Source organism: Streptomyces sp. WG7, assembly GCF_049975785.1.
GTDB lineage: Bacteria > Actinomycetota > Actinomycetes > Streptomycetales > Streptomycetaceae > Streptomyces.
Window position 1 is genome coordinate 184,515 of sequence record NZ_JBNGGE010000011.1, and the last position, 22,726, is coordinate 207,240.

The following is a 22,726-nucleotide window of genomic DNA, read 5'->3' on the forward strand; positions in this document are numbered from 1 at the left end:
CTCCGAAGACCGATGTCAGGCAGGAGGGACAAACTCCTGGTCACAGGGAATCCCGTACCCGTAGCCTGCACAGGTGATGGAGGAAGACGAGACCAACCCGGTTGTCCGCGTCGGAGGTGACCGGTATCGAGCGATCAGGCTGCGCTTCCACCAGTTGACACGTTCCTTCCCGGAAGAGCGTGATGACCCGATGCGCGACTTCCTCGTGACAGCTCAAGGTGAGTCCGCGCGGATCGAGGTCATGGTGAGGACCTGGGAAGGTGACGGCCTCGACGTCTTCCTTGCCGAACTGGCAGAAGAGTTCCGAGGATGGAACGGCACCAAGGCCTGGCGCTCTCTTGAGGACGACTTGACGCTGGCTGCCGAGCACGCAGGATCACACGTCCGGTTGACGTGGGGGCTGCACGACCGTCTCCCCGACGACGAGTGGCGTTTCGAGATGACGACGATCCATGCTCCTGGAGAAGACATGCGCAGTCTTGCCATCGAGATGCGTACCTTCTTGGAGTCGGACCCGTTGCAGTGAGCGGAGGCAAATCGTCAGTCGCCTATGGTCAGCACAAGGCGCCAAGTTGTCGATGGGTGATCAGGCAATAGACGAGCCTGAGGAACGCTTCGTGGATGTCGGCCCACCGTTCCCGGCGGAGCTCGCCACCTGCGAATGGGGCGAGAAGGGCGAGCCGCTCTGCCTGATCGGGGACTCCGGACCTGACAAGTGCCACCTGCTGATCGGCCTGGGCACCGCCGCGGCCATGTCCGGCCACCGCGTCCGCTATGCCCTGGCCGCGAGGCTTGTCAACGAGATCGTCGAAGCCGCTGATGAGGAACGGAACTGGACTGGCGAGGTGCCGGGATGCTGTTCCAGGTTCTGACCGAGAGGGAGGAAGAGAACAGCGCGGCCACCGTTGACCGCCTGACCTTCAACGGCGCCGTCATCGAAACCGGCACGGAGTCCTGTCGCCTCGCCCAGACCAAGGCCAAACAGTAGGCGAAGCAGTGGTCCTCACAGATCGCCGGTCAGCTTCTGGACGTGCGTCACGACCACCGGCTGCCCTGGCGATCGAGATAGCCGATCAGTTTCGCCTCGTTGCGACGCAGTCGATCACGCTCGTCTGTACGGAGGGAGGCCAGTGCGTCGACGAGATCACGTGTTCGGGGAATGTGGGCCATTGCGCCTGAGTAGACCCGGCATCCGGAGCACCAGGCCAAGCTGATGCACCGCTCGAACATTGAGGACTCAGGAGGATAAAGACGGAACTGGTAGGAGCGGACGGCTGTCTCGCAGGCAGCGCAGACCCGGCGATCACCGTCCCGGACTGTGTCCCAGGTCGCGACCTTGACCCAGCGCTGCCGCCCGGCCGGTGCTCTTCAAGTCGTCATGCGCAGCATTCTCTCTCATGGCCGTCTTCTCGGGCATGACCTGCCGCCGGCGCCTGGCGTCCTGGAACGAGGCCGGCGTCCGGGACCGGCTGCACGTGCTGCTGCTGGAGAAGCTGCGGTCGAAGCACCAGCTGGACTGGGAGCGGGCGGTGATCGACTCCTCGCACGTGCGGGCTGCCCGACGGGGCCCAAGAGCGGGCCGGGCCCCGTCGACCGCGCACGGCCGGGCAGCCCGTGTGCATCGGCAAGCAGCGTCCGTAGGCTTTGCGCATGACAGATGAGAGTGAGCGGGCCGTGCAGGCGGCCGTCGATGGCGAGATGCGGCTTCTCGATCCCGAGGTGCGTGCTTCCCCGGCCCGTGTCCTGGAGCTTCTGGATCCGGAGTTCGCCGAGATCGGGGCTTCTGGGCGCCGGTGGGATGTGGAGTCGGTCCTCACGGTGACGAGCGGCGGCTCGGTGTCCCCGGAGTCGCCGGTCAAGGTCAGCGAAATGTCCGGAGTGGTGCTCGCTCCGGGCATCGTCCATCTGACGTACTTCGCCGACAACCAGGGCCGTCGGGCATGGCGGAGCTCTTTGTGGCGTCTGACGGCAACGGGCTGGCGGATGTACTTCCACCAGGGCACTTTGACCGGTTGAGTGGGTGGGGCCGGGGCACGTCCGTCGGAGTGGTGAGCCGGCGGTCACTCGGTGGTCTCGTTGTGGGGCTGTGCGGTGGGGTCGGTGGGCAGGGTGGTGTTTGTCGGTTACTGACTCGACGGGGTGGAGGCGGGTCTTGGAGAGGAGTTCGCGGTCCGTGTAGCGGGGCCTCGGCAAACTCGTCGTTCTGTTCGGTCAGGACGGCGCCGGTCGGGCGGGTCACGGGTCACGGTGGTGTGGTCGGGGAAGACGCCGGCCACGTCGGTGTGGCGGTGAATCTCCTTGCTCACCGACGGAGTCCACGTCCAGACCCACGAGACTGCCACGGCACCCAGGCCCCGGTACGGAAGCAGCTCACCCCGGCCTGACCTGAAAGAGCGCTCACCTGGCTCGGTTCCGTGTGGGGCATCGGCGCACGGACGCACCCTGCGGAACCACCTCGATCCTTGCGAAACCCGCGGTCTGTGAAGCCGGGAGCCTTATTACGAGAGTCTGACGGGGGAGCTCCGTCAGTACCGTGGCGGGCCGAGTGCGGCTTGGGTGGACGCATGATGGGACCGGCCGGCCGCGGCCGGTCCACTCGTTGCCTTCCGGAGGTCTTGGTGTCTCGTTCGTCCCGCCGTACCGTCCTGCCCGTCCTGCTCGTCCTGACGGTCGTCGCCGGTGTCGGGCTCTTCTATTTCCAGCCGTGGAAGGCGTTCACGGACACCACCGTGGACGAGGCGCTGCCCGGCGTCTCCGCCTCTGCGCCGAGCGGTGAACCGGCGGTGAAGCATACGGCCGGCATGAACGGTGGGGAGCCGCCGGCGAGGGACACGGGCCCGGTGGACCTTGCCGAAGGCCGCTTCGTGTCCCATGAGCACGACACCAGCGGCACTGCCCGCACGGTCCGGCTCGCGGACGGCAGCCAGGTGCTGCGGATCGAGGACCTCAAGTCCTCGCAGGGGCCGGACGTGCGGGTCTACCTCTCGACCCGGGACCCCGCCGCGGTGGAAGGGGGGCTCGGGGACGGGGACGTCGCGCTCGGGAAGCTCAAGGGCAATCTGGGAAACCAGAACTACGCCGTCCCGGCCGGCACTGACCTGTCCCGGTTCCGGAGTGCCGTCATCTGGTGCGAGCGGTTCGCGGTCTCCTTCGGCGCTGCCGGTCTTGCTCCGGTCAAGGGCTGACTCCATGACCGACCGCCCTGCTCCTGCCCCTGCCCGCCGAGTCCTGGTCGTCGAGGACGATCCGACGGTCGCCGAGGTCGTCACCGGATACCTCGCCCGCGCCGGCTATCAGGTCGAGCACGCCCATGACGGCATTGCCGCCCTGGAGGCCTTCGCGGCCCTGCGACCGCAGTTGGTCGTCCTCGACCTGATGCTGCCCGGCCTGGACGGCCTGGAGGTGTGCCGCAGACTGCGTGCCTGCCAGGGACCTCCGGTACCGGTGGTGATGCTGACAGCGCGCGGTGCCGAGGCGGACCGGATCCTGGGGCTGGAGCTGGGTGCGGACGACTACATGACCAAGCCGTTCAGCCCCCGCGAACTGGTGCTGCGCGTGACCTCGGTACTGCGCCGCGCCGAGGCCCCGCCGCCCTCTGCCACCTCGGCCGCGCTGCGGGCCGGTGACATCGTAGCCCGCCCGGGCGCACGGCGAGCGCAACGTGGTGGACGTGAACTGCCCCTGACCGCCCGCGAGTTCGACCTGCTGGCCTTTCTGCTGCGCAATCCGGGGCGCGTCTTCTCCCGGGAGGAGCTGCTGCGGCATGTATGGGGGTGGGAGTTCGGCGACGTATCGACCGTGACCGTACATGTCCGACGGCTGCGCGAGAAGATCGAGGACGATCCAGCCGCGCCGAAGCTCATCAGCACGGTGTGGAGCGCCGGATACCGCTTCGACCCGCCCGAGGGCGATGCCGACCGCGAGGACCTCCAGCCGTGATCGATGTGTTGATCATCGTCGCCCTGGCCGCTCTGGGTGCTCTGTTCGCCGGGCTGCTCGCGGCTCCCGTCGTCACCTGGCTGCGGGGCCGCTCCGTCGTCCTGGCGATGTTCGCGGTCGCCGCGCTCGCCGTCGTCGCGATGGCGGCCGGCACGGTCGCGGTGGCGCTGGAGATGTTCCTGTCGGGCCACGACTTCCACGTAGTCCTCATCGTGGTCGCCGTCTCGGGGACGTTCTCCCTCGGAGCCGCACTGCTCTTCGGGCGCCGGATCGCCGCGGGCAGCCGTGAACTGGCGATGGCTGTGACCACCGTCGGCGGCGAGCCCGGCTTCCTGGCCCCGGCAGACCCGCCCACCAGCGAGCTCGCAGCACTCGCCGCCGCCCTGGAGACGGCCGGAACCCGGCTGCGGGCCGCGCAGGACCGCGAGAGGTCGCTGGACACCTCACGAAGGGAACTGATCGCCTGGATCTCACACGACCTGCGCACCCCGCTCGCCGGGCTGCGCGCCATGGCGGAAGCGCTGGAGGACGGCGTGGCCCCCGATCCCGGCCGCTTCCACACACGCATCCGCATCGAGGCCGACCGGCTCTCCGGCATGGTCGATGACCTCTTCGAGCTCTCCCGCATCCAGGCACGCTCCCTGGAACTGGTCCTGACGCGGGTGTCGGTCTACGACCTGGTGGACGACGCCCTCGCCTCAGCCCGGCCGCTGGCCGACGAACGCAGGGTTCGCCTGGTGGACGGCGGAGTCGCGGCGCTCCCGGTCCGGGCCGACACCCAGGCGATCACGCGGGTGCTCGGCAACCTCCTGGTCAACGCCATCCGGGCGACACCGGCCGACGGAACCGTCGCGGTGAGCGCACACCTGAAGGACGACCAGGTGGTGCTCGGCGTCGAGGACGGCTGTGGCGGTATCGCGGAGCAGGACCTGCCGCACGTCTTCGACACAGGCTGGCGCGGCGGCCAGGCCCGTACACCGCCCAGCCGGACGATCAACGATCCCGGGACAACTGCCGAGCACGCGACCTGCCGCACGACGACCGCCACCGCTGTGGGGCAGCGGCACGGAGACAGCGGGGCGGGTCTCGGACTCGCCATCGTCCGCGGCATCGTCGAAGCCCACACCGGCCACGCCTCGGTCCGCAACACCGCGGTGGGCTGCCGCTTCGAGGTCACCCTCCCCGCGGACGGGGTAGGCCGGCCCGTGCCCGGCGCGGGAACGGCCGGTAGTCCCTGAGCGGGTGATCGCTGCGTACGCTTCCTGGTATGGGTGACGTGGGCGGGCTGCGCGAGCGCAAGAAACGGCAGATGTATCGACGGCTGTCGGATACGGCCATCGGTCTCTTCCAGCAGAAGGGCTTTGACCAGGTGACCGTCGCTGATGTCGCGGCGGCCGTCGACATCTCCAAGCCGACGCTCTTCCGGTACTTCCCGGCCAAGGAGGACCTGGTTCTGCACCGGCTGGCCGACCACGAGGGGGAGGCCGGCAGGGTGGTCGCACAACGCCCGGCCGGGTCCTCCGTGCTGGAGGCGGTGCGATGTCACTTCCTGGACGGGCTCGCCCGGCGGGACCCGGTGACCGGCCTGAACGATGACGCCGAGGTGCTTGCCTTCCACCGGCTGCTGTACGGGACGCCGTCACTGGTGGCGCGCCTGCACGTTCACACGGAACGCGACGAGGCCGCTCTTGCCGACGCTCTCGGCGACGAAACCGGCGGTGGCGTGCAGGCGCGTCTGGCTGCCGGGCAGATCGTCGCCGTCCGGCGCGTCCTCGCGCAGGAGAACTGGCGCCACATCACCGCGGGCCGTAGCGCGGACGCGCTCTATCCCGAGGCCGTGGCAGTCGCCCGGTCGGCCTTCGCGCAACTGGAGGCTGGACTGCCGCACCTTGCCTGACCCGTAAGGGAAACCAGGTGAAAAATGTTACTCGGTTGCATTATTCTCGGGGGATGTCACGCTCCGACTCCGTACTCAGTGATGCCCTGACCCGGGAACGTGCCCACCACGACGCGTGCCGAGCTGCGCTGAAGGCCATGGTCGACGGCGCGCAGGAGCAGGTGGTGGTCGGCCAGGACACGTCCGCGTCCGGCGCCGACGCGGAAGTGCTCGGTTACCTGTTGCGCAGCCAGGCCAGGGAACTTCGGGAACTGCCCGAGGGCCCGCTGTTCTTCGGGCGCCTCGACTTCGCCCGGGACCCCCAGGCCGCCGGTGACCACGCCGGTCAGCACTACCACATCGGGCGTGTGCGCGTCGCGCACGATCCGTCCGCCCCACCGCTGGTGGTCGACTGGCGCGCACCCGTGGCACGCGCCTTCTACCAGGCAAGCGCCCGCAACCCTCAAGGCGTCGCCGTCCGGCGCCGCTTCGGCTGGTCACCTGCCGGCCGCGGCGACTCGGCCGACCTCACCGGCCTGGAGGACGAGCACCTCGGTGAGGGCGAGGCGCGGGAAAGCAGCATCGTCGCCGACGAGATCGAACGCCCCCGCATCGGTCCCATGCGCGACATCGCCGCCACCATCCAGCCCGAGCAGGACGACCTCGTACGTGAGGACCTCACCACGTCCCTCTGTGTCCAGGGCGCCCCTGGCACGGGCAAGACCGCGGTCGGACTGCACCGCGCCGCCTACCTCCTCTACACCTGTCCGCAGCGCATCCAGCGCGGCGGCATGCTGATCCTTGGCCCCAACCGCGCTTTCCTCTCCTACATCTCCGAAGTCCTGCCCGCGCTCGGCGAGTCCGGTGTGAGGCAGTCCACCCTCAACGACGAGATCGCCCGCCACCCGGCCACGGCACGGGACAGCGACGCCACGGCGATCGTCAAGCACGACATCCGCATGGCAGAGGTTCTGCGCCGCGCGCTCTACGCGAGAGTGAGCACAGAGGCGACGCAGCCGCTCGTCCTGCCGGATGGTTCCTACCGCTGGCGCGTACACGCCGACGAACTGGAGAAGATCGTCCGGGACGTGCGTACCGAGGAACTCCCCTACGCCGTGGGGCGCGAACGTGTCCGTACCCGCATCGTCCGCGCCGTTCGACACCAGGCCGAGCGCCGCTGCGGCCCCCGCACCAGCGCCTGGGTGCAGAAGGTCTCCCGGGCACGCCCGGTCACCACCCTGCTCAACACCCTCTGGCCCGCCGTGCAACCCGAGGAAATCCTCGTCGGCCTGCTCACCCGTCCGGCCACGTTGTCCGCCGCTGCCGAAGGCGTCCTGGACGCGGACGAGCAGAAGGCCCTCCTGTGGCCCGAACCCCCGCGCTCCGCCAGGTCGGCCCGCTGGTCGGCGGCCGATCTCGTCCTTCTCGACGAACTCGCCGGCCTGATCGAGCGCCCCGGCGGCTACGGGCATGTCGTGATCGACGAAGCGCAGGACCTGTCCCTCATGCAGTGCCGCGCCGTCGCCCGCCGGTCAGCGTTCGGATCCGTCACCGTCCTCGGGGACCTCGCCCAGGGCACCGCCCCCTGGGCCGCACGCGACTGGCCGCAGTTCCTGACCCACCTGGGGAAGCCGGACGCCGTCATCGTTCCACTCACCACGGGATTCCGCGTCCCTGGCGCCGTCGCCGAACTCGCCAACCGCCTGCTGCACCACCTCGACGCGGACGTACCACCTGCCCGGTCCTTGCGCCGTGACGGAGAGGTGAGCATCGAGACGACTCCCGACACGACCGCCGCGACAGTCGCGGCCGTGAACACAGCGCTGGAGCACGCAGGGTCCATCGGCGTCGTCGCAGCCGACGCCGAAGCGCCGAAGCTCCACCGTGCTCTCGCCGCGGCCGGGGTCCCGGCCTCCGGACCGGAGACTCCTGGAGCCCGACTCACCGTCGTGCCGGCCTCCACTGCCAAGGGACTGGAGTACGACCACGTCGTGGTGGTCGAGCCCTCAGCCATCGTCCAAGCCGAGCCCCGGGGAATGAACCGTCTGTACGTGGCCCTCACCCGAGCGGTCTCCCGGCTCCACATCGTGCACTCCGCACCGCTGCCGCCCGCGATCCAGTCCTTGGAATCGCAGCGCGTCGGACCGTCGGCGTCATGAACCGAACTGCCGCGGTGAAGGCCGAACGTTTTCTCGTCGAAGGCTGAGCGATGATGCGTCGGAAGTGGCGCGCTATTTCCCTTCGCTCGACTGCTCGGCGGAGTGGGAGCGTCGATGGGCTGCGACTCCCTCTCGCGGGTCGCGCATCGGCGGGAGCAGTAGCGACGCTCCGGTCCGCTGCCCTGGGTGATGAGATGCCGTGGTCGTCCGCCGGCGCCCTGCGGATCTCCTTCGGGCTCGGGGGAGGCGTGGGTGTCGAGCGGTGTCCGCATCCGCCGGTGGCGGGGTTGTTTGTCGTTGTGCCGGTGGGTGATGTCGTGCCGGTTCTGGTTCCGTGTGCGGCGGCCGAGCCTGCGCCGGGCCTCCGGCGATCGCGCGTGCTTCGCTGTCACGGCCTGGTTGCCTGCTTCGGTCTTCCACGGTGAACCGTGGTTGGCCCTTGTGCCCTCTCGGGGCCCGGACGGAAGGCCCTGAGCGGAAGGGGTCGGCCGGCCCGTGCGTGAACGCGTATCGGTGGGATGACCGATGTGCGGGGGAGGGCAGCGCGGTCATAGTCCTCGGGAGAGTGTTCGCGGGCGGCTGTGGGTTGCCCGGTTGTGGAAAGGACCTTCTGTGGACGCGTATGCGGATCTGGTGTTTCTCGGTGGGCGGGTGGTCACGGTCGACGCGGAGTTCTCCGTCGCCTCGGTCCTGGCGGTGACCGGAGGGGTCATCAGTGCCGTCGGGGAGCGGGACGACGTCGCGCCGCTTGTCGGGCCCGGTACCCGTGTGATCGATCTGCGCGGGGCGACGCTGCTTCCGGGTATCAACGATTCCCACCTGCACGGGTGTGCCTTCGGTATGGCGACGCCGCCGCTCTCTCTCGACGTCGGTCATCCCGCCGTGTCCTCCGTCGCGGACGTGGCCGAGGCGGTACGGGAGGCCGCGGGGCGGGTTCCGGACGGGCAGTGGATCACGGGGCACGGCTGGGACACCGGATACCTCGACGAGTGCGTCCTCGATCCGTCGAGGCTGCCCTCGCGGCGTGACCTCGATGCCGTGAGCCCGGACAGCCCCGTCGTCCTGTACTCCTTCTCCGGGCACGCCACCTGGGTCAACTCCAAGGCGCTGGAGCTCATCGGGATCGACCGGCACACCGTCGCGCCGTCCGGCGGGGCCATCGTCGTGGACGAAACGGGGGAGCCGACCGGGTTGCTCCACGAGGGGGCCCAGGCCCTCGTCCAGAACGCGCTGCCACCGCTCAGCCGGCAGGAACGGACCGACGCGATCCGGTCGGCCCTCGCCACGCTCGCCCGACTCGGCGTGACCAGCTACACCGAGCCCGGGCTCGGCCCCGGCGGTGACGGCATCATGCGGGGCGCGCTCGGCGCGGAGACCCTCGACGTCTACCGCCGGCTGCTGGCCGACGGCGAACTGACCGCTCGCGTCGGCGTGCTGCTCCTGCCCAGCGGAATGGCGAGCACCGCCGAGGAGTTCACCCGCACCCTCACCGCCCTCGCCGACTCAGGCGACGCCGATCCGCGCCGCCTCGCGATCCACGGGGTCAAGATCTTCGCCGACGGCGTCGTCCCCAACAAGACGGCGTGGATGCACGAGCCGTACGTCGGCGGCGGCTGCGGCTCCCTGTGCGTGGGCGGGGAGACCGACGCCGAGCGGGTTCGCGAGATCGACGCCATGATCCGGCATGCCCACGCCGCCGGGTACCAGCTGGGTGTACACGTCACTGGCGACCGGGGTATCGACACCGTCGTGGACGCCTTCGCCGCGGCCATGGCCGAGCACCCGCGGCCCGACGCACGCCACTACGTCATCCACGGCGACTTCCTCACCGCGCACAGCATGAAAGTGCTGGCCGAGCACGGCTTCGGCGTCAACATGAACCCCACCATCAAGTGGACCGTCGCCGACATGGAGGAGGCGTTCGTCGGCGCCGGGCGGGCTGCGTACGCATGGCCCTACCGCGATGCCATCGACGCCGGGGTGCGGGTCGCGAGCGGGTCCGACGCCCCCGTCACGTACCCGGACTGGCGTCAGGGCGTCGCCACCATGGTGCTGCGCGAGTCGAAGGCCGCCGGCCGGGTCAGCGGCCCCGAGCAGCGCATCGGCCTGGCGGAGGCGATCCGTACGTACACGATCGACGCGGCCTGGCAGGACTTCGCCGACGACTGGAAGGGCTCCCTGGAGCCGGGCAAGGCCGCCGACCTCTGCGTGCTCGACGGGGACCTGCTCACCGCCGACCCCCACGACATCCCGGAGATGCCCGTCGTCCTCACCGTCGTGGACGGGCAGGTCGTGCACGACGCCCTTCGCGATTGACGTAGTCCCGGCACATGATCATCCTTGGAGGATGGCAGCGGAACGGAGCACGGCAGACATCCTGGACGCGGCCGTCCACGTCCGTGAGGCCGCCAGGAGCGCCACGAACGGCGCGGCCGGCGTTGACAGGGTCCTGGCGGCGCTGTCGGAGGTAATGGAGTACGACCATGCCTCCCTGGCCCGGTGGGATCCGCTGCGCCGCAGCCACACCACCCTGGCCGGGAGCTACCCGGACGACGCCACGGCCTACATCGAAACCCGCCTGCACCACGACCCGGTGTTCGCCGTGCTCCGCAGCCCGGACCGAGGCGGTCTCTGGCTCGGGGACGTCCCCCGGCAGCTCCTGGCGGCGTCCCCGGGTTTCCAGAAGGTGCTGCGTCCCCTCGGCATCGAGGACGGCGTGGCCCAGTGCCTGTTCGCCGCCGATGGCCGGTACGTCGGCATGCTGAACGTCAGCACCCGCAGGCCCCGGCGCACGCCCGATCCGGCGCGCGCCGTGGTCGTCCTGCTCACCGAGGCCCTCGCCGCGGCCGTCGATGCCCACGCAGGGCCTGCGCCGGACGCCCCCGCCACGGCCGGCCGCGCCGCGGAGACGCGAGGCCTGGATGCGCGGCGGCCCGGCGGACTCTCGCCACGGGAGCTCCAGGTGCTGGCCGAACTGACCGCCGGCCGCACCAACCGGGAGATCGCCGGGCGGCTGTACATCACGCCGCGCACCGTGGGGACGCACATCGAGCACATCCTCGCCAAGCTCGGCCTCCCCAACCGTGCGGCCGCCGCCGCCTGGGCCGCCGCCTGGGGAGTCGAGCCCTCCCGCTGACACGGGGGCGACGGGCTCTTCGGCGGGGCCGGCGCGGCTGACACGGTGGCAGGTGCTGGACGGTGTGCCCGGCTCGGGCGGGGTGCGGATCGGGTTCGCCGTGCCGGAGGGGACCGGCACGGTGGCCGCCTTGTTGGCGGCGGCCACCGACGGCTTGGAGTCGGGTCACCTCGAAGCGCCTGCCCGGGGGTGGGGTGGGGGTTGCTGCCGGGCGCCCTCGCGGGCGCCGGCTCGGGCGAGGTGTTCGTGCGGGCGACGGCGGCCGGTGAACTCGAGTCCGGGACAGTCGGCTTGTCCCTTCCGCTGAGTGCCCGGGGTTGGGGGGGTGCCTCTATGTCCTTCGTCAAGCGAGTCGGGGGCTCCTCGGCTTGTAGAAGGTTCCGTCGCGGAGCATGGCGAACAGGACGCTGATGCGGTGGCGGGCGAGGCGGAGGAGTGCCTGGGTGTGGGTTTTGCCGCGGGCTCGGCAGCGGTCGTAGTAGGTCCGGGAGGCGGGATCGTGGAGGGCTGCGAACGCGGAGAGGAACATCGCTCGTTTCAGTTGCCGGTTGCCGCCTCTGGGTGTGTGCTCGCCGTGGATTGACGTGCCGGACTGCCGGGTTGCCGGGGCGAGGCCGGCGTAGGAGGCCAGGTGGGCGGCGGTGGGAAAGCTGCTGCCGTCGCCGACGGTGGCCAGGAGGACTGCGGCGGTCCTGACGCCGATGCCGGGCATCGAGGTCAGGAGGACCTGGGAAAGAGGGTGGGCCTCCAGCAGTGCCTCGATCCGGATTTCCAGGGCCCGGCGTTGTTCGTGGACGACGGCCAGCGACTTGGCCAGCGACGGGACGATCACGTCGAGGGTGCCGGTGCCCGGGACGACGACGGTCTGTTCGTCGAGTGCGGTGAAGATGTCGTCGACCAGCCGCTCGGCCATGCGCGGCGCTCGGGGCCCGACGACCTCGACCAGCTTGCGGCGGCCCGCTTTGCGGAGTGCTTGCGGGGATCCGTAGCGCTCGAGGAGCCAGGTCACTGCCGGATGGTCCAGGCGGGGGCCGAGCACGCGTTCCAGGCTGGGGTGGAACTGGGTGAGCAGGCCGCGGATGTGGTTGGAGGTGCGGTTGGCCTCGCCTGCGAGGTCCTGGTCGAAGCCCCGCGCGACCGGCTACACCACTACCGCCGCAAGCGACGGACAGCGCCTGCCCTCCGACACCCTCGGCCGCCTCCTCACGGTCACCGACACGGCAGGCCGCACCACCTCCACCGCGTGAAGCGTGCCCACAGGGCTCCGGCGTGGGCGTTGAACAGGACCGCGCCCGCGTAGTCGTACGTCGCCGGATTGAGCGGCGTGCCGAGCAGTGGGTCCGTGGGCTCGTGGCGGATCCGCAGCGGCAGGGCCGGGCGTCGGGGCGGTTGTGGACGGGGCCGAAGGAGGGGGCGGTGAGGGTGGCGAAGACGCGGGGGTGGGTGCGGACGCTGTCGGGGACGGTCTTGCCGCCGGTCAGGCCGGCGCGGATGAGGTGGTAGGTGTCGGCGGCGTAGATGCGGGAGCAGGCCGGACAGCGGGAGGCGCGGCGGTTGCCGCACGCGGTCAGCAGGCTGCCGGTGGGCTCGGTGTCGGTGGTGTAGGAGCGCAGGACTTCACCGGTCGTGGCGTCGAGGGTGGTCGTGTGGCCGGTCAGGCGGACGGGTTCGGTGCAGCCGCCGAGGCGTTCGATCTGCTGCTGCGCGCGGTCGAAGTCGGGATGGTTGACCAGATGGAGCAGGTCCCGCACGGCGGGGCTTGCCACGGGGCGCAGGTCCAGGGTGACCATTCGGGGCGTGTCCCTTCTGTCGGGTGGGTGATCCCGAGCAGCAACCAGCCGGGCGGTAAGGTGAGTTGGTGCTGCTCGGGGCATGGCGAACCAGGCCCAAGGGCGGGCGTAGGTTCAGCGAGGCGGATGCGGCCGGTGAGGGGCGGGGCTCAGAGCTGAGCGAGTGCGGTGGTGGCCACCGGAAGGGCGATGCCCATGCGCGTGCCCAGGTGGGCGGCGCTGATCGGTGTCCCGTGCTCAGCGTGGTGGGTGTCGGCGATGCGCCTGGCTGCGTCCAGCAGGGCGGCAGGCAGGGCCGGGCCGGATGCGGGCCGGGTTGCCTTCGCGACGGCGGCGGGCGGAGCAGTGGCTGGAGCCGGAGTGGGCTCCAGTTCCTCGATCGGGGTGGGCGTCGGGGGCTCGGGTGCGGGTCTTTCGTCGGGCATCGGTTCAAAGATGGGGGTGGCGGCCTCCAGGGGCGGGGTGGGGTGAGTGAGGGCGTGGAACTGGGCGAGGAAGGCGGGGCCGACGTGGCCCCAGCCGAGGAGCAGGAGCGGGGCGACGGTGTCCAGGCAGGCTCGGCCGTAGCGTCGGTCAGCAGGGGTTCGGCGGTATTGAGGGCGAGGGTGAGCAGTCCGCACAGGTGCAGCAGCCGGGTGCCGGCCTTCAACTCGGTTTTGGCGACGCCGCGCAGGGCCAGGAACCGCAGGGCGACCAGGAGCCCTACGACGGACAGGTCCACCATGGGCGCGATCAGCGGGGCGATCGGGTGGGGGACGCCGAGCCGCAGGGCGAGCGCCCAGACGTTGCCGAAGGAGAAGACGAACGCCAGGGCCGCGATGATGGCCATGACCGCGGTCACGGTGCGCCGGGTGAACCGTTCCTCCGCCATGTCCTCAACCTCCTGTCTGGCGTGGCCTGTTCGGGATCACTTGGTGAGTGAGGGCGTGGGCGCTGTCGTCCGGCCGGTCGAGCGGAGGAGGGCGTCCAGGCACAGGTCCAGGTCGGCGGTCAGGTGTGAGGTGGCTTCGGCGATGCGGGCGGCGTCGGCGTCGGATACGTAGGGGGTGCGGATGCGGGTGTAGCCGGGGCGGCCCTGCATGGCCATGACCGCGACGCCGACGTAGGCGGGGTCCTGCGAGGTGACCGGGCTGGCGTCGGGCCAGTTGCGGATGTCCTCGCCGAGTGCGGCCACCGCGGCCTCGACCGTCTTCTGGGCGAAGGACAGCCCGATGGGGCACACATCGCGGATGAAAGTGGGGATGGCGTCGCCGGTGGTCTTCTGGCTGATCAGGATCACCAGGATGCCGACGCTGCGGCCTTTCTTTACCAGGTCCTCCACCAGCCGGGCGTTCTCCGCCGTCAGCGCGCCAAGGCGTTTCGTCTCGGTGTCGCTGCCCTTGTACTCGCGGAAGTACGTGTGCGCCTCATCAATGATCAGGGTGCGGAATGACCAGGCCGGTGCCCTGGTATCCGCCGTCGGCGAGGTCGTGGTCTTGCCGACGGCGCCCTTGGCGCCGGATTCGTCCCAGCCGCGGGAGTCGTGGCGGTTACCGGGCAGCGGCCGGCCAACCACGACGATCAGACGGGTGTCGACGTCGATGACGACTTGGTGGGCCGTGGCGTAGCGATAGTTCTTCGACTGCTCGGCGATCGTGCGGTCGCGGGTTGGCACCAGGGTGCCGTCCACGATGAGCACGGCGTCCTGCGCGAAACGCTTGCGCGGTTGGAGCGCGAGGAGCGGCCCGAGATGGTCGATGACCCGGTCCGCCGCAGACTTCGAGGCTCCGAACAACAGGGCGAGCTGGCGCATCGTCAAGTTCGTGCGCCAGTAGGACGCGACCAGCAGGATCCGGTCCTCCAACGGCAGTGCCCACGGCGGGCCGCGCTGCCCGTCGAGTCTGGTCTCGCGGCGCATCGCGGTCACCAACTTGCTGAAGCAGCGCGGGCTCAGCCTGGTGAACGGGGCTATCCAAGACGGCTCCGACGCCGTGATCACACCAGCCACATCAAGATCGTCTCACTTCTGAGTCACCTGGCGGAGAGGTCCTCAGTCGGTCAGAAGCTCTTCGAGACGCTGCACGGACCGCGGAGTGCCGAGTTCGTCAGCCATCACGACAAGGCGTGCGTGATACTCCCGTGTGATCGGCAGAGCATCCTCATAGATCCACGAGCACATGGTGTCGAAGGCCAACCCTTCTTCGCCGTGCGACAGCAGATGCTGGACGTCCGTGATGACGGCCTCCGAGGTGAGCGGTGAGCCGTCGAGGAGAGCAGCTACTTGGGCGCGGTACGACAGGCTCATCGATGCTCACAAGGTCGGAGTCGAACGTGACGCCCACATCGTCACCAGCGCATCGATCCCTGTCCAGCAGGGCTGCCACAGCCCCAGCAAGATCACTTACGGGACAGCCTTTACACGGTTCGACGCCGAAACAGGGACTGATGCGTGCAGCGCACTCACAGGCGGGGAAGTGGGAATCGTGGAAATCTGGGAAAGCGCACCTTCGTTCACTCTCGATGGGTGACCGGGACTGCCGTACGGTTATTGATCAGAAACTTATGGGGTTCTCGTCGAGGACGTAGCGGACGTGTGGGCCGCCGAAGTAGCCGCGGACGATGTGGGGCTGGCGCTGTCGTCTGCGGAAGAAGCGGCGGGTTTCGGCGGCGAGTTCGGCCTGGTCGCGGGCTCGGTGCTGCTTGGGCAAGATGTGCTTGAGGTCCGCGTTGACCAGCTCGTCGGGGTTCAGATCTATCACCGCCGCGAGCCAGCAAAGGGGTCGGCGCGGGCCCTCCTCCACCCCACGATCCGACCACCAGCCCAGGCAGCCCGGTCCTGCCGAGCCCTCTTCGCTGCCCGGCCTGGGGTGGCGCTCGAACGCCCCCTGCTGACACTCGGCGCAGACGGCGCCGGCTGACAGGTTCGGAAGGACACTCCGGCTCTCCGGCTCTCGGGCGCAGTGGACGCCCGGCTCGGGACACGGCGGGCAGAAGCCGCAGGCTCGTAACCGTCGTCGGCGTGCTCCTGGTGGTGCTCGGCTCAGTGCCGCGTCGACGTCGCGCGTTGCTCGTGACCGGAGTCTCCTGCGCCTGACCTCGACTGTCACGTACGACAAGCCCTCACCGTGGCCGGACAACCCGGTCTGGGTGCTACTGCTCAGACTGGCTGAGTAGCAGAGCGCTGTCCCGGGTCCCGCCCGGGCGGCTTTGATCGACAGCATGAAGTCGAAGATCGTGGTCCCTGTGCTCGGTGTCGCCCTAGTGGCTCTCCTCGGGCTGACGGCCAAGGCATGCGAGACGATACAAGGCGGACCCGTTCACCGCCCCGAGGAGTTCCGTGACCATGTCCGGGCCACCACCCGGGCCGGCGAGGATGCCTACCGCGCGCTGTCCCCCGCACCGGCCAAGGAGCCGTACGCCTCCCGGCAGGGCAGTACCTCGTGCGTGGACGACCTCGGGTTCGACGACACCGGCGTCAGCCGGGACGAACCCATCTTCACCTGGGACCTGGACTTCGCCAGCGACGACGACTACCGCGCGGCGCTGGCATCCCTCCGGGTCACCTGGCGCGAGGACGGCCGCACCGTCGAGAAGGTCGACAACGGCATCACCGCCACCCTCGACGACGGCATCCGGGTCACCCTCCACCTCACCTCGGCTACTACAACGGCGAGCCCGAACTGCGAGCCGAGGGCACGTGTATGCGCTACCGGCACAACTACGGCGACGCATACGAATACATGCACGACGCCAACGGAGACGGGACGATCGACGAATACGAGCGGCCGAACTGAGCGCGCGGGAGCAGCCGCGAGGACTCCGGGTGACACGACAGCTGTGAGTGCAGAACGGGTGTACACCGTGGGGACGGCGGAACAGCCCCGCGTCGGCAGGGAGGACCGGGGCACGTCGGTCTCCTCAGGGGCGGCGGGCGGAACACTCCCGCGTCGGCGGGGAGGACACGTCCCCTGTCGCTTGCTCGACAGTAGAACCGACTGCACCCACCGCCCGAGATCCTCGCCCTGGCGCAGAACCTCACCCGTCTCGGTGGGCAGCGCCTCACCGGCGTCCAGGTGTGTGAACCGTTCCGGGTTCGGTAGGGACTCGATCGATTGAGAGGATCGAGTCATGGCACGTCCTTCCCCGTACCCGCTTGAGCTGCGCCGTCGTGCGGTGCGGATGGTCGCCGATCCTGGCAGGGTGCCTTGTCCGCCACTGGTCTGCGCTCGGGCCGGGTTGGGGCAGGCTGGAAGGGTGAGTAGTGCGCCGATCGTCGTGCACCGTCCTCCCCGCACGGGTGGCCGGAGGGTCACGGTGCACCGCATCGGGCGAAACGAGAACCTGGGGACCGCCTTCAGCGATCACGACCTGGTCGTGTTCCTCGAAAGCGCCCGTATCTCCGACCCCGAGTCGGTTCTGGACCAGCCGCGGTGGGTGGAGTGGCGCGATGGCCCCGTCCACGACTTCGGCGCCGCCTGAACCGGGAGCGCTCATGGAGGGCATCGGCAGGGACGGCTCCATATCACGGAACAGGGAGGCACCGGCGTGAGGCAGCGAGCGCGCGGCGAATCCGAGTGGGCGCTGGACGTGATCCGACGGCTGGAGATGCCCGCGCAGGCGAGCCTGGACGACGTGATCGCTCTCGTGGCCCGCCGCATCGGCCGGCAGATCGCCGTTGTGCCGATCGACGCCCCCCTCCCCAACGGGGGGCCCTGGACGAGGGACCCGGCGGCGCCCTGTGGACCCGCGTGCCCACCGGCATATCCGTCTCCTACCACCGGCACGTGATCTGCCGGGGCCTGGTCCGCGCCCTGTACCGGGAAGCCGGCGCCCGGCACGGGCAGACCGACTACACCCACGCCATCGAACGCGAGATGGAACACGCGGCCACCGTCCTGTCCGCTCGGCTGGCCCACGGCGACTGACCGCACCGGCCCCGCGGGGACCGGCAGGAGCACCGCGCCGGGCGGGGGCCGGGGAGGGCAGTGCGGAATCCACGGCCGCGGTCACGCGTCACCACCCCCGCGAATACGAGACCAGCTCTTTGGTCCCGGCCGGGATGGCGCGGACGGGGCCAGCGTGACATGGCGGGGCGGACAGGCCGCCCTCCGGGCCTGGCGGCCCTGCGGGTGGCTCACCGGGCGCCCTGCGGGTGCGTTCAAAGGATAGCCCTGCGGGCTGGGGCGCCTTTGAAGCGGCCTGCGGCCGCGGGCGCCCAAAAGCCCAGGCCGCTCTGGCCACCAATGACAACAAGGTGATCGCGGAGTTCCTGACCGGCGGCTATCTGGTCGCCACGCGGAGGACCGGGCCGCGCACGAGAAGGCGCAGCAGGAAGCGCTGGAGGCGGCGGAGCGGCTGCGTAAGCTGGCGGAGAAGGCGGCCACGGCCGCCGGGGCCCGTACCAAGCTGATCGCCGCGCACGGCAACGCGGTGAAGGCGCTGAAGACCGCGTCGAACGCGATGAACGCGACAGCCGCGCAGTCCCGCGAGGCCGACCGGATGCTCGCGGCCGACCGGGCCGGAAGCGCGTCTCCGACTACGGTCCGGTCAAGACCGAGATCGCCCGGCAGGTCGGTGTCGCCGAGGAAGCGGCCAAGCAGGCGCAGGTGGCGGCGGCGCAGGCCAAGGTACAGGCCGACGTGCTGGTCGAGACCGGGCTGACGCACGGCGTCCAGTGGTCGGAGGTCGCGTCGGGCCTCGCAGCAGCGGCGGCCGGGGCGGCCGGGGCGGCGGCGACCGCGCAGCAGGCGGTCGACGCGACCGCTGCCGACGCCGCCGGGCTGAACGCTGCGAACCAGGCCGAACTGCACGCACAGCAGGCCGCGAAATGGCGGGCGAACGCCGAGGGGCACGCGACGGCGGCGGCCCAGCTCGCGAAGGCAGCGGCCCAGCAGGCGAGGGTCGCGGCGGATGCGGCGACGAAGTCACGCCAGGCGCGCATCGAAGCCGAGCAGGCCGAGAAGGAGGCATGGGACCACGCCAAGAAGACCCGTGACGCACGGGTCGAGGCGCAGCGCCAAGCCACGATCGCCGCGGAGCAGCGGGCGGTCGCCGAACGCGAGCGCGACCTTGCGACGGCCGCGCGGGCACGCGCCGAGGCGGAGGCGCGGACCGCGTCGGCCAAGCGGGCCGACGGGCAGGCCGCCGCGGCCGTGGCAGCGGGGGCACGGGCCACCGCGCAGACTAACAGGTCATCTCATTTGGCTCTGCAGGAAGACTCCGACTCCGCGCTTGATCAAGGACCTGCTCGCAGACAGACTGCTCTTCATGGAATCAGTGGGCAGAGGCACCAGGCCGCGGATCGGAAAGTGCCGATGAGTGCCGACCTGCCCTTTTTCCGTTACCACCCAGATCCACTCGCGAGCGGGTCCATTCGCGCGTCCACCGAGACGTGCGCCTGCTGCAAGGCCAACAGGGGATGGATCTACACGGCCACCTTCTACACCGCTCAGGACGTCAGCGGACGGTTCTGTCCTTGGTGCATCGCAGATGGCAGTGCGGCTGAACGGTTCGCTGGCGACTTTACCGACTCCTACGGGCTCGACGGTGTCAGTGAGGACGTCTTGCGGGAGGTCACCCGCCGCACTCCTGGCTTCCACGCCTGGCAGGATCCACGCTGGCTCGTTCACTGCCAGGCCGCGGCCGCCTTCGTGGGGGAAGTCGGATACGCCGAGCTGGCTGCGCATCCCGAAGCACTCGACCAGTTGCGGACCGACATGCGCCTTGACGGATGGCACGACGAAAGCCGACTCGAGCACTTCCTGACCAGCCTGGGCGAGGGGGCAACCGCCATGCTCTTCCGCTGCACCGACTGCGGGGTCCACCTCGCCTACACCGACGCCTCCTGAATATCGTTCGTGCTGGTGAGTCTGCGGTAGCAGATGAGGGTGCATGCGATGCTGGTGAAAGCCAGGAAGTGGCTGGCCTTGCGTTCGTAGCGTCGGTGGAGGCGTCGACATCCGGCGAGCCAGGCCATGGTGCGTTCGATCGTCCAGCGGTACCGGCCCAGCCGCTGGCTGGAGTCCGTGCCCGTGCGTGCGATCCGCGATGTGATGCGTCGTCCGCGTAACCAGCGCCGCAGGTGGTTGTAGTCGTATCCCTTGTCGCCGTGGAGCTTGCCGGATCTGCGCCGTCGTCTGCCGCGCCGGGAGCGGACCGGCGGGATTCCTTTGACCAGGGGATCAGGGCCTGGCTGTCATGGACGTTGGCACCCGAGATGCCGACGGACAGGGGCAGACCGGTCCGCTCAGTGATCAAGTGGATCTTCGAGCCGTACTTGCCCCGATCCACAGGATTCGGGCCTGTCAGCTCCCCCTTTTCAGGGCCCGCATGTTCACTGAGTCGATCGCACAGCGGGACCAGTCCAGATCGCCGCGGGAACCGAGTTCGTCGAGGACCAAGCGGTGGAGCTTGGCCCACACCCGGGTCTTCGACCACTCCGTGAACCGCCGGTGGGCTGTGGCTCCCGACGGCCCGAACGAAGCGGATGGCAACTGCTGCCACGTACAACCAGACGTCGCGACGAACACGATTGCGGCCAGCACTTCCCGGTCCCCGTGCCGACGCCGGCCACCACCCTGCGGACGGGTCGGCGCCTCCGGCACCACCCGCTGGAACAACTCCCACAACTCATCCGGCACCAGCCGCTCAACGATCCCCACTTCGACAGACTATCGATCAGGCCAAATGAGATGACCTGTAAGGAGGGCATCGCCGGCAAGGCCGACGAGCTGGCCCGGGGCGAGGAAACCAAGGCCCGCACCGCGCGGAACAAGGCGGTCGAGGCCGAACAACTGCGCAACGCCGAAGAGGCCCGGGCCCAGGCGATGGAGGCGCTGGCTGCCAAGGCGAAGGGCACGGAACACGCCGTAACAGCACGCACGGCGGCCACCGAGGCACGGTCCGCCGCGAACGCGGCCGGGGCGGCGGCGGGTACGGCCCGGCAGGCGGCCGATCAGGCGTCCGGGGCAGCAATGCGTTCGCGGTCGGCGGCCATTGAGGCGGCCGGAGCGGCCGCACGGGCGAGGGCGGCCGCCAGTGAGGCGACCGCACATGCCGCACGCGCCAACGCCGCGGCCAACAAGGCGGAGGCCGCCGCCTTCGCGGCGAACGCGGCGGCGAACAAGGCCGAGTCCGAGGCCGCAGCCACACGCGCCGCGGCGCAGCGGGCCAACGCCAAGGCGGCCGAGGCCACCGCGCAGGAGGCCCGGGCCGGTATCGCCGCCCACGAGGCGTCCCGGCTTGCCGGGCTGGCAGCGATCCAGGCCAACCACGCGCTGCAGGCGGCCAACCGCACCCGTGAGGAGGCCGAGGGCGCGACTCGGGAAGCGGCGATGGCCCGCCTGCAGTCCACCGTCGCGGTGCAGGCCGCCGCGTCGGCCCGAACCACCGCCGCAGACATCGCCGACCCGGCGAATACCGCCATCAGCTTCACCGCGCCGTTCACCGGCACCGACGTGGACGCCGACTTCGCCGCCGAGGTGGCCCGGGCCGCCCTGGAGATGGGACAGGAAGAGGTCACCAAGGCCGAGTCCCGAGCGGCCGAGGCGGTCAAGGCCGCCGAGACCGCCGAGGCCGCCGCCGCACGGGCCAACGCCCAGGTGGCCCCCGCGTTCCAGGCGGCGGCAGCGGCGGCACGCTCCTCCGCGGACGCGGCACGCTCCTCCGCCGCAGCGATGAAGTCCGCTGCCCAGGCCGCCGAGGACGGGGCCAAGGCCCGTGCCGCTGCGGCACGCGCTGACCAGGCCGACGCGCAGGCCCAGGCCGACGCCGGCCTCGCCCGCAAGGCCGCCGACCAGGCGTTCACGGACGCGGCAACGGCCCGCGATGCCGCCACCCAGGCCGAGGCAGAAGCCGCCCGCGCCCGCGGCGCCGCCACCGACGCGGAGAACCAGGCCGCGGCTGCGGCGAGTGCCGCCACCCTCGCCGAGAAGGAAGCGAGCATCGCCCAGGGCGCGGCCGCGCAGGCGGAGAAGGACGCAACCGACGCCGGCAAGCTCGCCACCTCCGCAGAGGAGCACGCCAAGTCCGCGGAGGCCGCTGCAGCCGAGGCCGACCGGTACGCCCGCGAGGCGGACGAAGCAGCGAGGAAGGCCGAGGAGTACGAACGCGAGCAGCAGCGCAAGGAACGGGAGGAGGCCGCACGGAACAAGGACACCGATTCGCCCGTTCCGGCGGAGGACGCGGAGCGGAAGGCACTCGAGGAAGCCGGCATCAGCGTCGAGGAGTACGAGGCTGCCCGGGCGCTCGCCGAGAAAGACCTCCTCGACTACCTGAAGGAGAACGGTGCCGAGATCCTCGTCGAGCTTGCTGCGGAAGACATCAAGGCTTGCCTCGACGACCCCGACATCGTGACCTGTATCTGGGCCGTCGTGCAGAACTTCGGCCCGGTCAAGGCGCTCAAGATCGTGGGCAAGCTACCGCAGATCGCGAAGGCACTCGCCGGGATCAGCGACTTCCTCGACAAGTCCGCCCGCGCGAAGAAGCTCGTCGATAAGGGTGAAAAGGTCATCGAGCGGGCCAAGGCCGTTCTCTGCGACACCAATCCTAAGCCCAAGTCCATACAGGATTTCCTGTTCAAGTCGATCCCGAGGGCATTCGTGGCCGTAGCCTCTTCGGGAGGGGGAGGTTTTGACGGCTGGGATGGTTGGGACGACTGTGAGTTCATTCCCACTGGCCAGAATCTCCCCGAGAGTGGCATCGAGGTCGCCCTCGACACGATCGCGCTGAAGAACCTGCGGGACTACCACTTAGAGGGCGAAAGCATGGTCTCTGACAACAAGGGGCTGTTCAACTCCGACCTCACGCTCGGGGACCTGAGGAACATCTTCTATGGTGCGATGACGGA

19 protein-coding genes and 8 pseudogenes are annotated in these 22,726 nt (G+C 70.0%); 16 read left to right on the plus strand and 11 right to left on the minus strand.

Translation table 11 applies throughout. The features are described 5' to 3' along the window. Positions 1–76 precede the first annotated feature (76 nt). The 8 genes and pseudogenes from ACP4J0_RS14850 (at position 77) to ACP4J0_RS14885 (ending at position 7,974) form a co-directional block, all read left to right on the plus strand. Positions 77–526 (plus strand): DUF6228 family protein, encoded by a 450-nt coding sequence (locus tag ACP4J0_RS14850; protein ID WP_426599164.1) that lies wholly within the window; start codon positions 77–79, stop codon positions 524–526. Between the two features lie 121 nt (positions 527–647). Then, positions 648–988, plus strand: a pseudogene (locus ACP4J0_RS14855) (ATP-binding protein); the annotation flags it as partial. A gap of 662 nt (positions 989–1,650) precedes the next feature. Beyond that, a complete protein-coding gene (locus ACP4J0_RS14860) occupies positions 1,651–2,016 on the plus strand; it encodes a DUF4440 domain-containing protein (protein WP_426599138.1) in 366 nt (121 codons plus the stop codon). 602 nt (positions 2,017–2,618) lie between these two features. Next, the gene (locus ACP4J0_RS14865) at positions 2,619–3,185 is read left to right on the plus strand and encodes a DM13 domain-containing protein (RefSeq protein ID WP_426599139.1); all 567 of its coding nucleotides are present in this window, start codon (positions 2,619–2,621) and stop codon (positions 3,183–3,185) included. 4 nt (positions 3,186–3,189) lie between these two features. Next, positions 3,190–3,939 (plus strand): response regulator transcription factor, encoded by a 750-nt coding sequence (locus ACP4J0_RS14870; RefSeq protein ID WP_426599140.1) that lies wholly within the window; start codon positions 3,190–3,192, stop codon positions 3,937–3,939. Beyond that, on the plus strand, positions 3,936–5,177 hold the full coding sequence (locus ACP4J0_RS14875; protein ID WP_426599141.1) for a sensor histidine kinase: 1,242 nt from the start codon (positions 3,936–3,938) through the stop codon (positions 5,175–5,177). The genes ACP4J0_RS14870 and ACP4J0_RS14875 overlap by 4 nt, the downstream gene beginning before the upstream one ends. Positions 5,178–5,206: 29 nt before the next feature. Further along, a complete protein-coding gene (locus tag ACP4J0_RS14880) occupies positions 5,207–5,836 on the plus strand; it encodes a TetR family transcriptional regulator (RefSeq protein WP_426599142.1) in 630 nt (209 codons plus the stop codon). A 53-nt stretch (positions 5,837–5,889) separates the two neighbouring features. Beyond that, the gene (locus tag ACP4J0_RS14885; RefSeq protein ID WP_426599143.1) at positions 5,890–7,974 is read left to right on the plus strand and encodes a HelD family protein; all 2,085 of its coding nucleotides are present in this window, start codon (positions 5,890–5,892) and stop codon (positions 7,972–7,974) included. 72 nt (positions 7,975–8,046) lie between these two features. On the opposite strand, the pseudogene ACP4J0_RS14890 reads toward ACP4J0_RS14885, so the two are convergent. Further along, positions 8,047–8,165 (minus strand): annotated as a pseudogene (locus ACP4J0_RS14890) (CGNR zinc finger domain-containing protein); the annotation flags it as partial. Positions 8,166–8,586: 421 nt separating this feature from the next. On the opposite strand from ACP4J0_RS14890, the gene ACP4J0_RS14895 reads away from it, so the two are divergent. Both ACP4J0_RS14895 and ACP4J0_RS14900 read left to right on the plus strand, forming a co-directional pair. After that, positions 8,587–10,290 carry an amidohydrolase gene (locus ACP4J0_RS14895; protein WP_426599144.1) on the plus strand — a complete coding sequence of 568 codons (1,704 nt, stop codon included), beginning with the start codon at positions 8,587–8,589 and terminating at the stop codon, positions 10,288–10,290. A 31-nt stretch (positions 10,291–10,321) separates the two neighbouring features. Beyond that, the gene (locus ACP4J0_RS14900) at positions 10,322–11,110 is read left to right on the plus strand and encodes a LuxR C-terminal-related transcriptional regulator (protein ID WP_426599145.1); all 789 of its coding nucleotides are present in this window, start codon (positions 10,322–10,324) and stop codon (positions 11,108–11,110) included. Between the two features lie 343 nt (positions 11,111–11,453). Here the strand turns inward: ACP4J0_RS14900 and ACP4J0_RS14905 are convergent. Next, positions 11,454–12,239: pseudogene (locus ACP4J0_RS14905) on the minus strand (IS110 family transposase); the annotation flags it as partial. On the opposite strand from ACP4J0_RS14905, the gene ACP4J0_RS14910 reads away from it, so the two are divergent. Next, positions 12,175–12,357: a hypothetical protein gene (locus ACP4J0_RS14910; protein ID WP_426599166.1), complete on the plus strand. Its 183-nt coding sequence runs from the start codon at positions 12,175–12,177 to the stop codon at positions 12,355–12,357. The pseudogene ACP4J0_RS14905 and the gene ACP4J0_RS14910 overlap by 65 nt on opposite strands. Here ACP4J0_RS14910 and ACP4J0_RS14915 read toward each other — a convergent pair. From ACP4J0_RS14915 to ACP4J0_RS14950, 8 genes and pseudogenes are all read right to left on the minus strand, one after another. Next, a complete protein-coding gene (locus ACP4J0_RS14915) occupies positions 12,320–12,481 on the minus strand; it encodes a replication initiator (RefSeq protein WP_426599165.1) in 162 nt (53 codons plus the stop codon). The two genes, ACP4J0_RS14910 and ACP4J0_RS14915, sit on opposite strands and share 38 nt — an antisense overlap. Next, a pseudogene (locus ACP4J0_RS14920) lies at positions 12,445–12,984 on the minus strand (replication initiator); the annotation flags it as partial. The pseudogene ACP4J0_RS14920 and the gene ACP4J0_RS14915, both read right to left, overlap by 37 nt. A gap of 65 nt (positions 12,985–13,049) precedes the next feature. Next, positions 13,050–13,325 (minus strand): hypothetical protein, encoded by a 276-nt coding sequence (locus ACP4J0_RS14925; RefSeq protein WP_426599167.1) that lies wholly within the window; start codon positions 13,323–13,325, stop codon positions 13,050–13,052. Between the two features lie 218 nt (positions 13,326–13,543). After that, positions 13,544–13,771, minus strand: a pseudogene (locus ACP4J0_RS14930) (DUF2637 domain-containing protein); the annotation flags it as partial. Between the two features lie 36 nt (positions 13,772–13,807). Then, complete coding sequence (locus ACP4J0_RS14935; RefSeq protein WP_426599146.1) at positions 13,808–14,221, minus strand: hypothetical protein; 414 nt, start codon at positions 14,219–14,221, stop codon at positions 13,808–13,810. Between the two features lie 100 nt (positions 14,222–14,321). Next, a pseudogene (locus tag ACP4J0_RS14940) lies at positions 14,322–14,887 on the minus strand (transposase family protein); the annotation flags it as partial. A 42-nt stretch (positions 14,888–14,929) separates the two neighbouring features. Continuing rightward, positions 14,930–15,184: a MafI family immunity protein gene (locus ACP4J0_RS14945; RefSeq protein ID WP_426599147.1), complete on the minus strand. Its 255-nt coding sequence runs from the start codon at positions 15,182–15,184 to the stop codon at positions 14,930–14,932. A gap of 247 nt (positions 15,185–15,431) precedes the next feature. Beyond that, entirely contained in the window at positions 15,432–15,638 is a 207-nt protein-coding gene (locus ACP4J0_RS14950; RefSeq protein WP_426599148.1) for a hypothetical protein, read from the minus strand. 460 nt (positions 15,639–16,098) lie between these two features. Here ACP4J0_RS14950 and ACP4J0_RS14955 point away from each other — a divergent pair, with 460 nt between their 5' ends. The 4 genes from ACP4J0_RS14955 (at position 16,099) to ACP4J0_RS14970 (ending at position 19,727) form a co-directional block, all read left to right on the plus strand. Next, the gene (locus ACP4J0_RS14955; RefSeq protein ID WP_426599149.1) at positions 16,099–16,995 is read left to right on the plus strand and encodes a hypothetical protein; all 897 of its coding nucleotides are present in this window, start codon (positions 16,099–16,101) and stop codon (positions 16,993–16,995) included. A 138-nt stretch (positions 16,996–17,133) separates the two neighbouring features. Beyond that, on the plus strand, positions 17,134–17,358 hold the full coding sequence (locus ACP4J0_RS14960) for a hypothetical protein (protein WP_426599150.1): 225 nt from the start codon (positions 17,134–17,136) through the stop codon (positions 17,356–17,358). Between the two features lie 269 nt (positions 17,359–17,627). Beyond that, a complete protein-coding gene (locus ACP4J0_RS14965) occupies positions 17,628–17,804 on the plus strand; it encodes a hypothetical protein (RefSeq protein ID WP_426599151.1) in 177 nt (58 codons plus the stop codon). Between the two features lie 681 nt (positions 17,805–18,485). Continuing rightward, on the plus strand, positions 18,486–19,727 hold the full coding sequence (locus tag ACP4J0_RS14970; RefSeq protein ID WP_426599152.1) for a CbrC family protein: 1,242 nt from the start codon (positions 18,486–18,488) through the stop codon (positions 19,725–19,727). Here the strand turns inward: ACP4J0_RS14970 and ACP4J0_RS14975 are convergent. After that, positions 19,709–20,534, minus strand: a pseudogene (locus tag ACP4J0_RS14975) (IS5 family transposase). The gene ACP4J0_RS14970 and the pseudogene ACP4J0_RS14975 sit on opposite strands and share 19 nt — an antisense overlap. Before the next feature lie 36 nt (positions 20,535–20,570). Between ACP4J0_RS14975 and ACP4J0_RS14980 the strand changes: the two are divergent. Then, positions 20,571–22,726, plus strand: a pseudogene (locus ACP4J0_RS14980) (hypothetical protein); the annotation flags it as partial.

Bases quoted from the DNA above. Each gene is read 5' to 3' on its own strand.
- ACP4J0_RS14860 (WP_426599138.1), top strand. From the start codon at position 1,651: ATGACAGATGAGAGTGAGCGGGCCGTGCAGGCGGCCGTCGATGGCGAG.
- ACP4J0_RS14885 (WP_426599143.1), top strand. From the start codon at position 5,890: ATGTCACGCTCCGACTCCGTACTCAGTGATGCCCTGACCCGGGAACGT.
- ACP4J0_RS14870 (WP_426599140.1), top strand. From the start codon at position 3,190: ATGACCGACCGCCCTGCTCCTGCCCCTGCCCGCCGAGTCCTGGTCGTC.
- ACP4J0_RS14880 (WP_426599142.1), top strand. From the start codon at position 5,207: ATGGGTGACGTGGGCGGGCTGCGCGAGCGCAAGAAACGGCAGATGTAT.
- ACP4J0_RS14945 (WP_426599147.1), bottom strand. From the start codon at position 15,184: ATGAGCCTGTCGTACCGCGCCCAAGTAGCTGCTCTCCTCGACGGCTCA.
- ACP4J0_RS14850 (WP_426599164.1), top strand. From the start codon at position 77: ATGGAGGAAGACGAGACCAACCCGGTTGTCCGCGTCGGAGGTGACCGG.
- ACP4J0_RS14900 (WP_426599145.1), top strand. From the start codon at position 10,322: ATGGCAGCGGAACGGAGCACGGCAGACATCCTGGACGCGGCCGTCCAC.
- ACP4J0_RS14925 (WP_426599167.1), bottom strand. From the start codon at position 13,325: ATGCCCGACGAAAGACCCGCACCCGAGCCCCCGACGCCCACCCCGATC.
- ACP4J0_RS14955 (WP_426599149.1), top strand. From the start codon at position 16,099: ATGAAGTCGAAGATCGTGGTCCCTGTGCTCGGTGTCGCCCTAGTGGCT.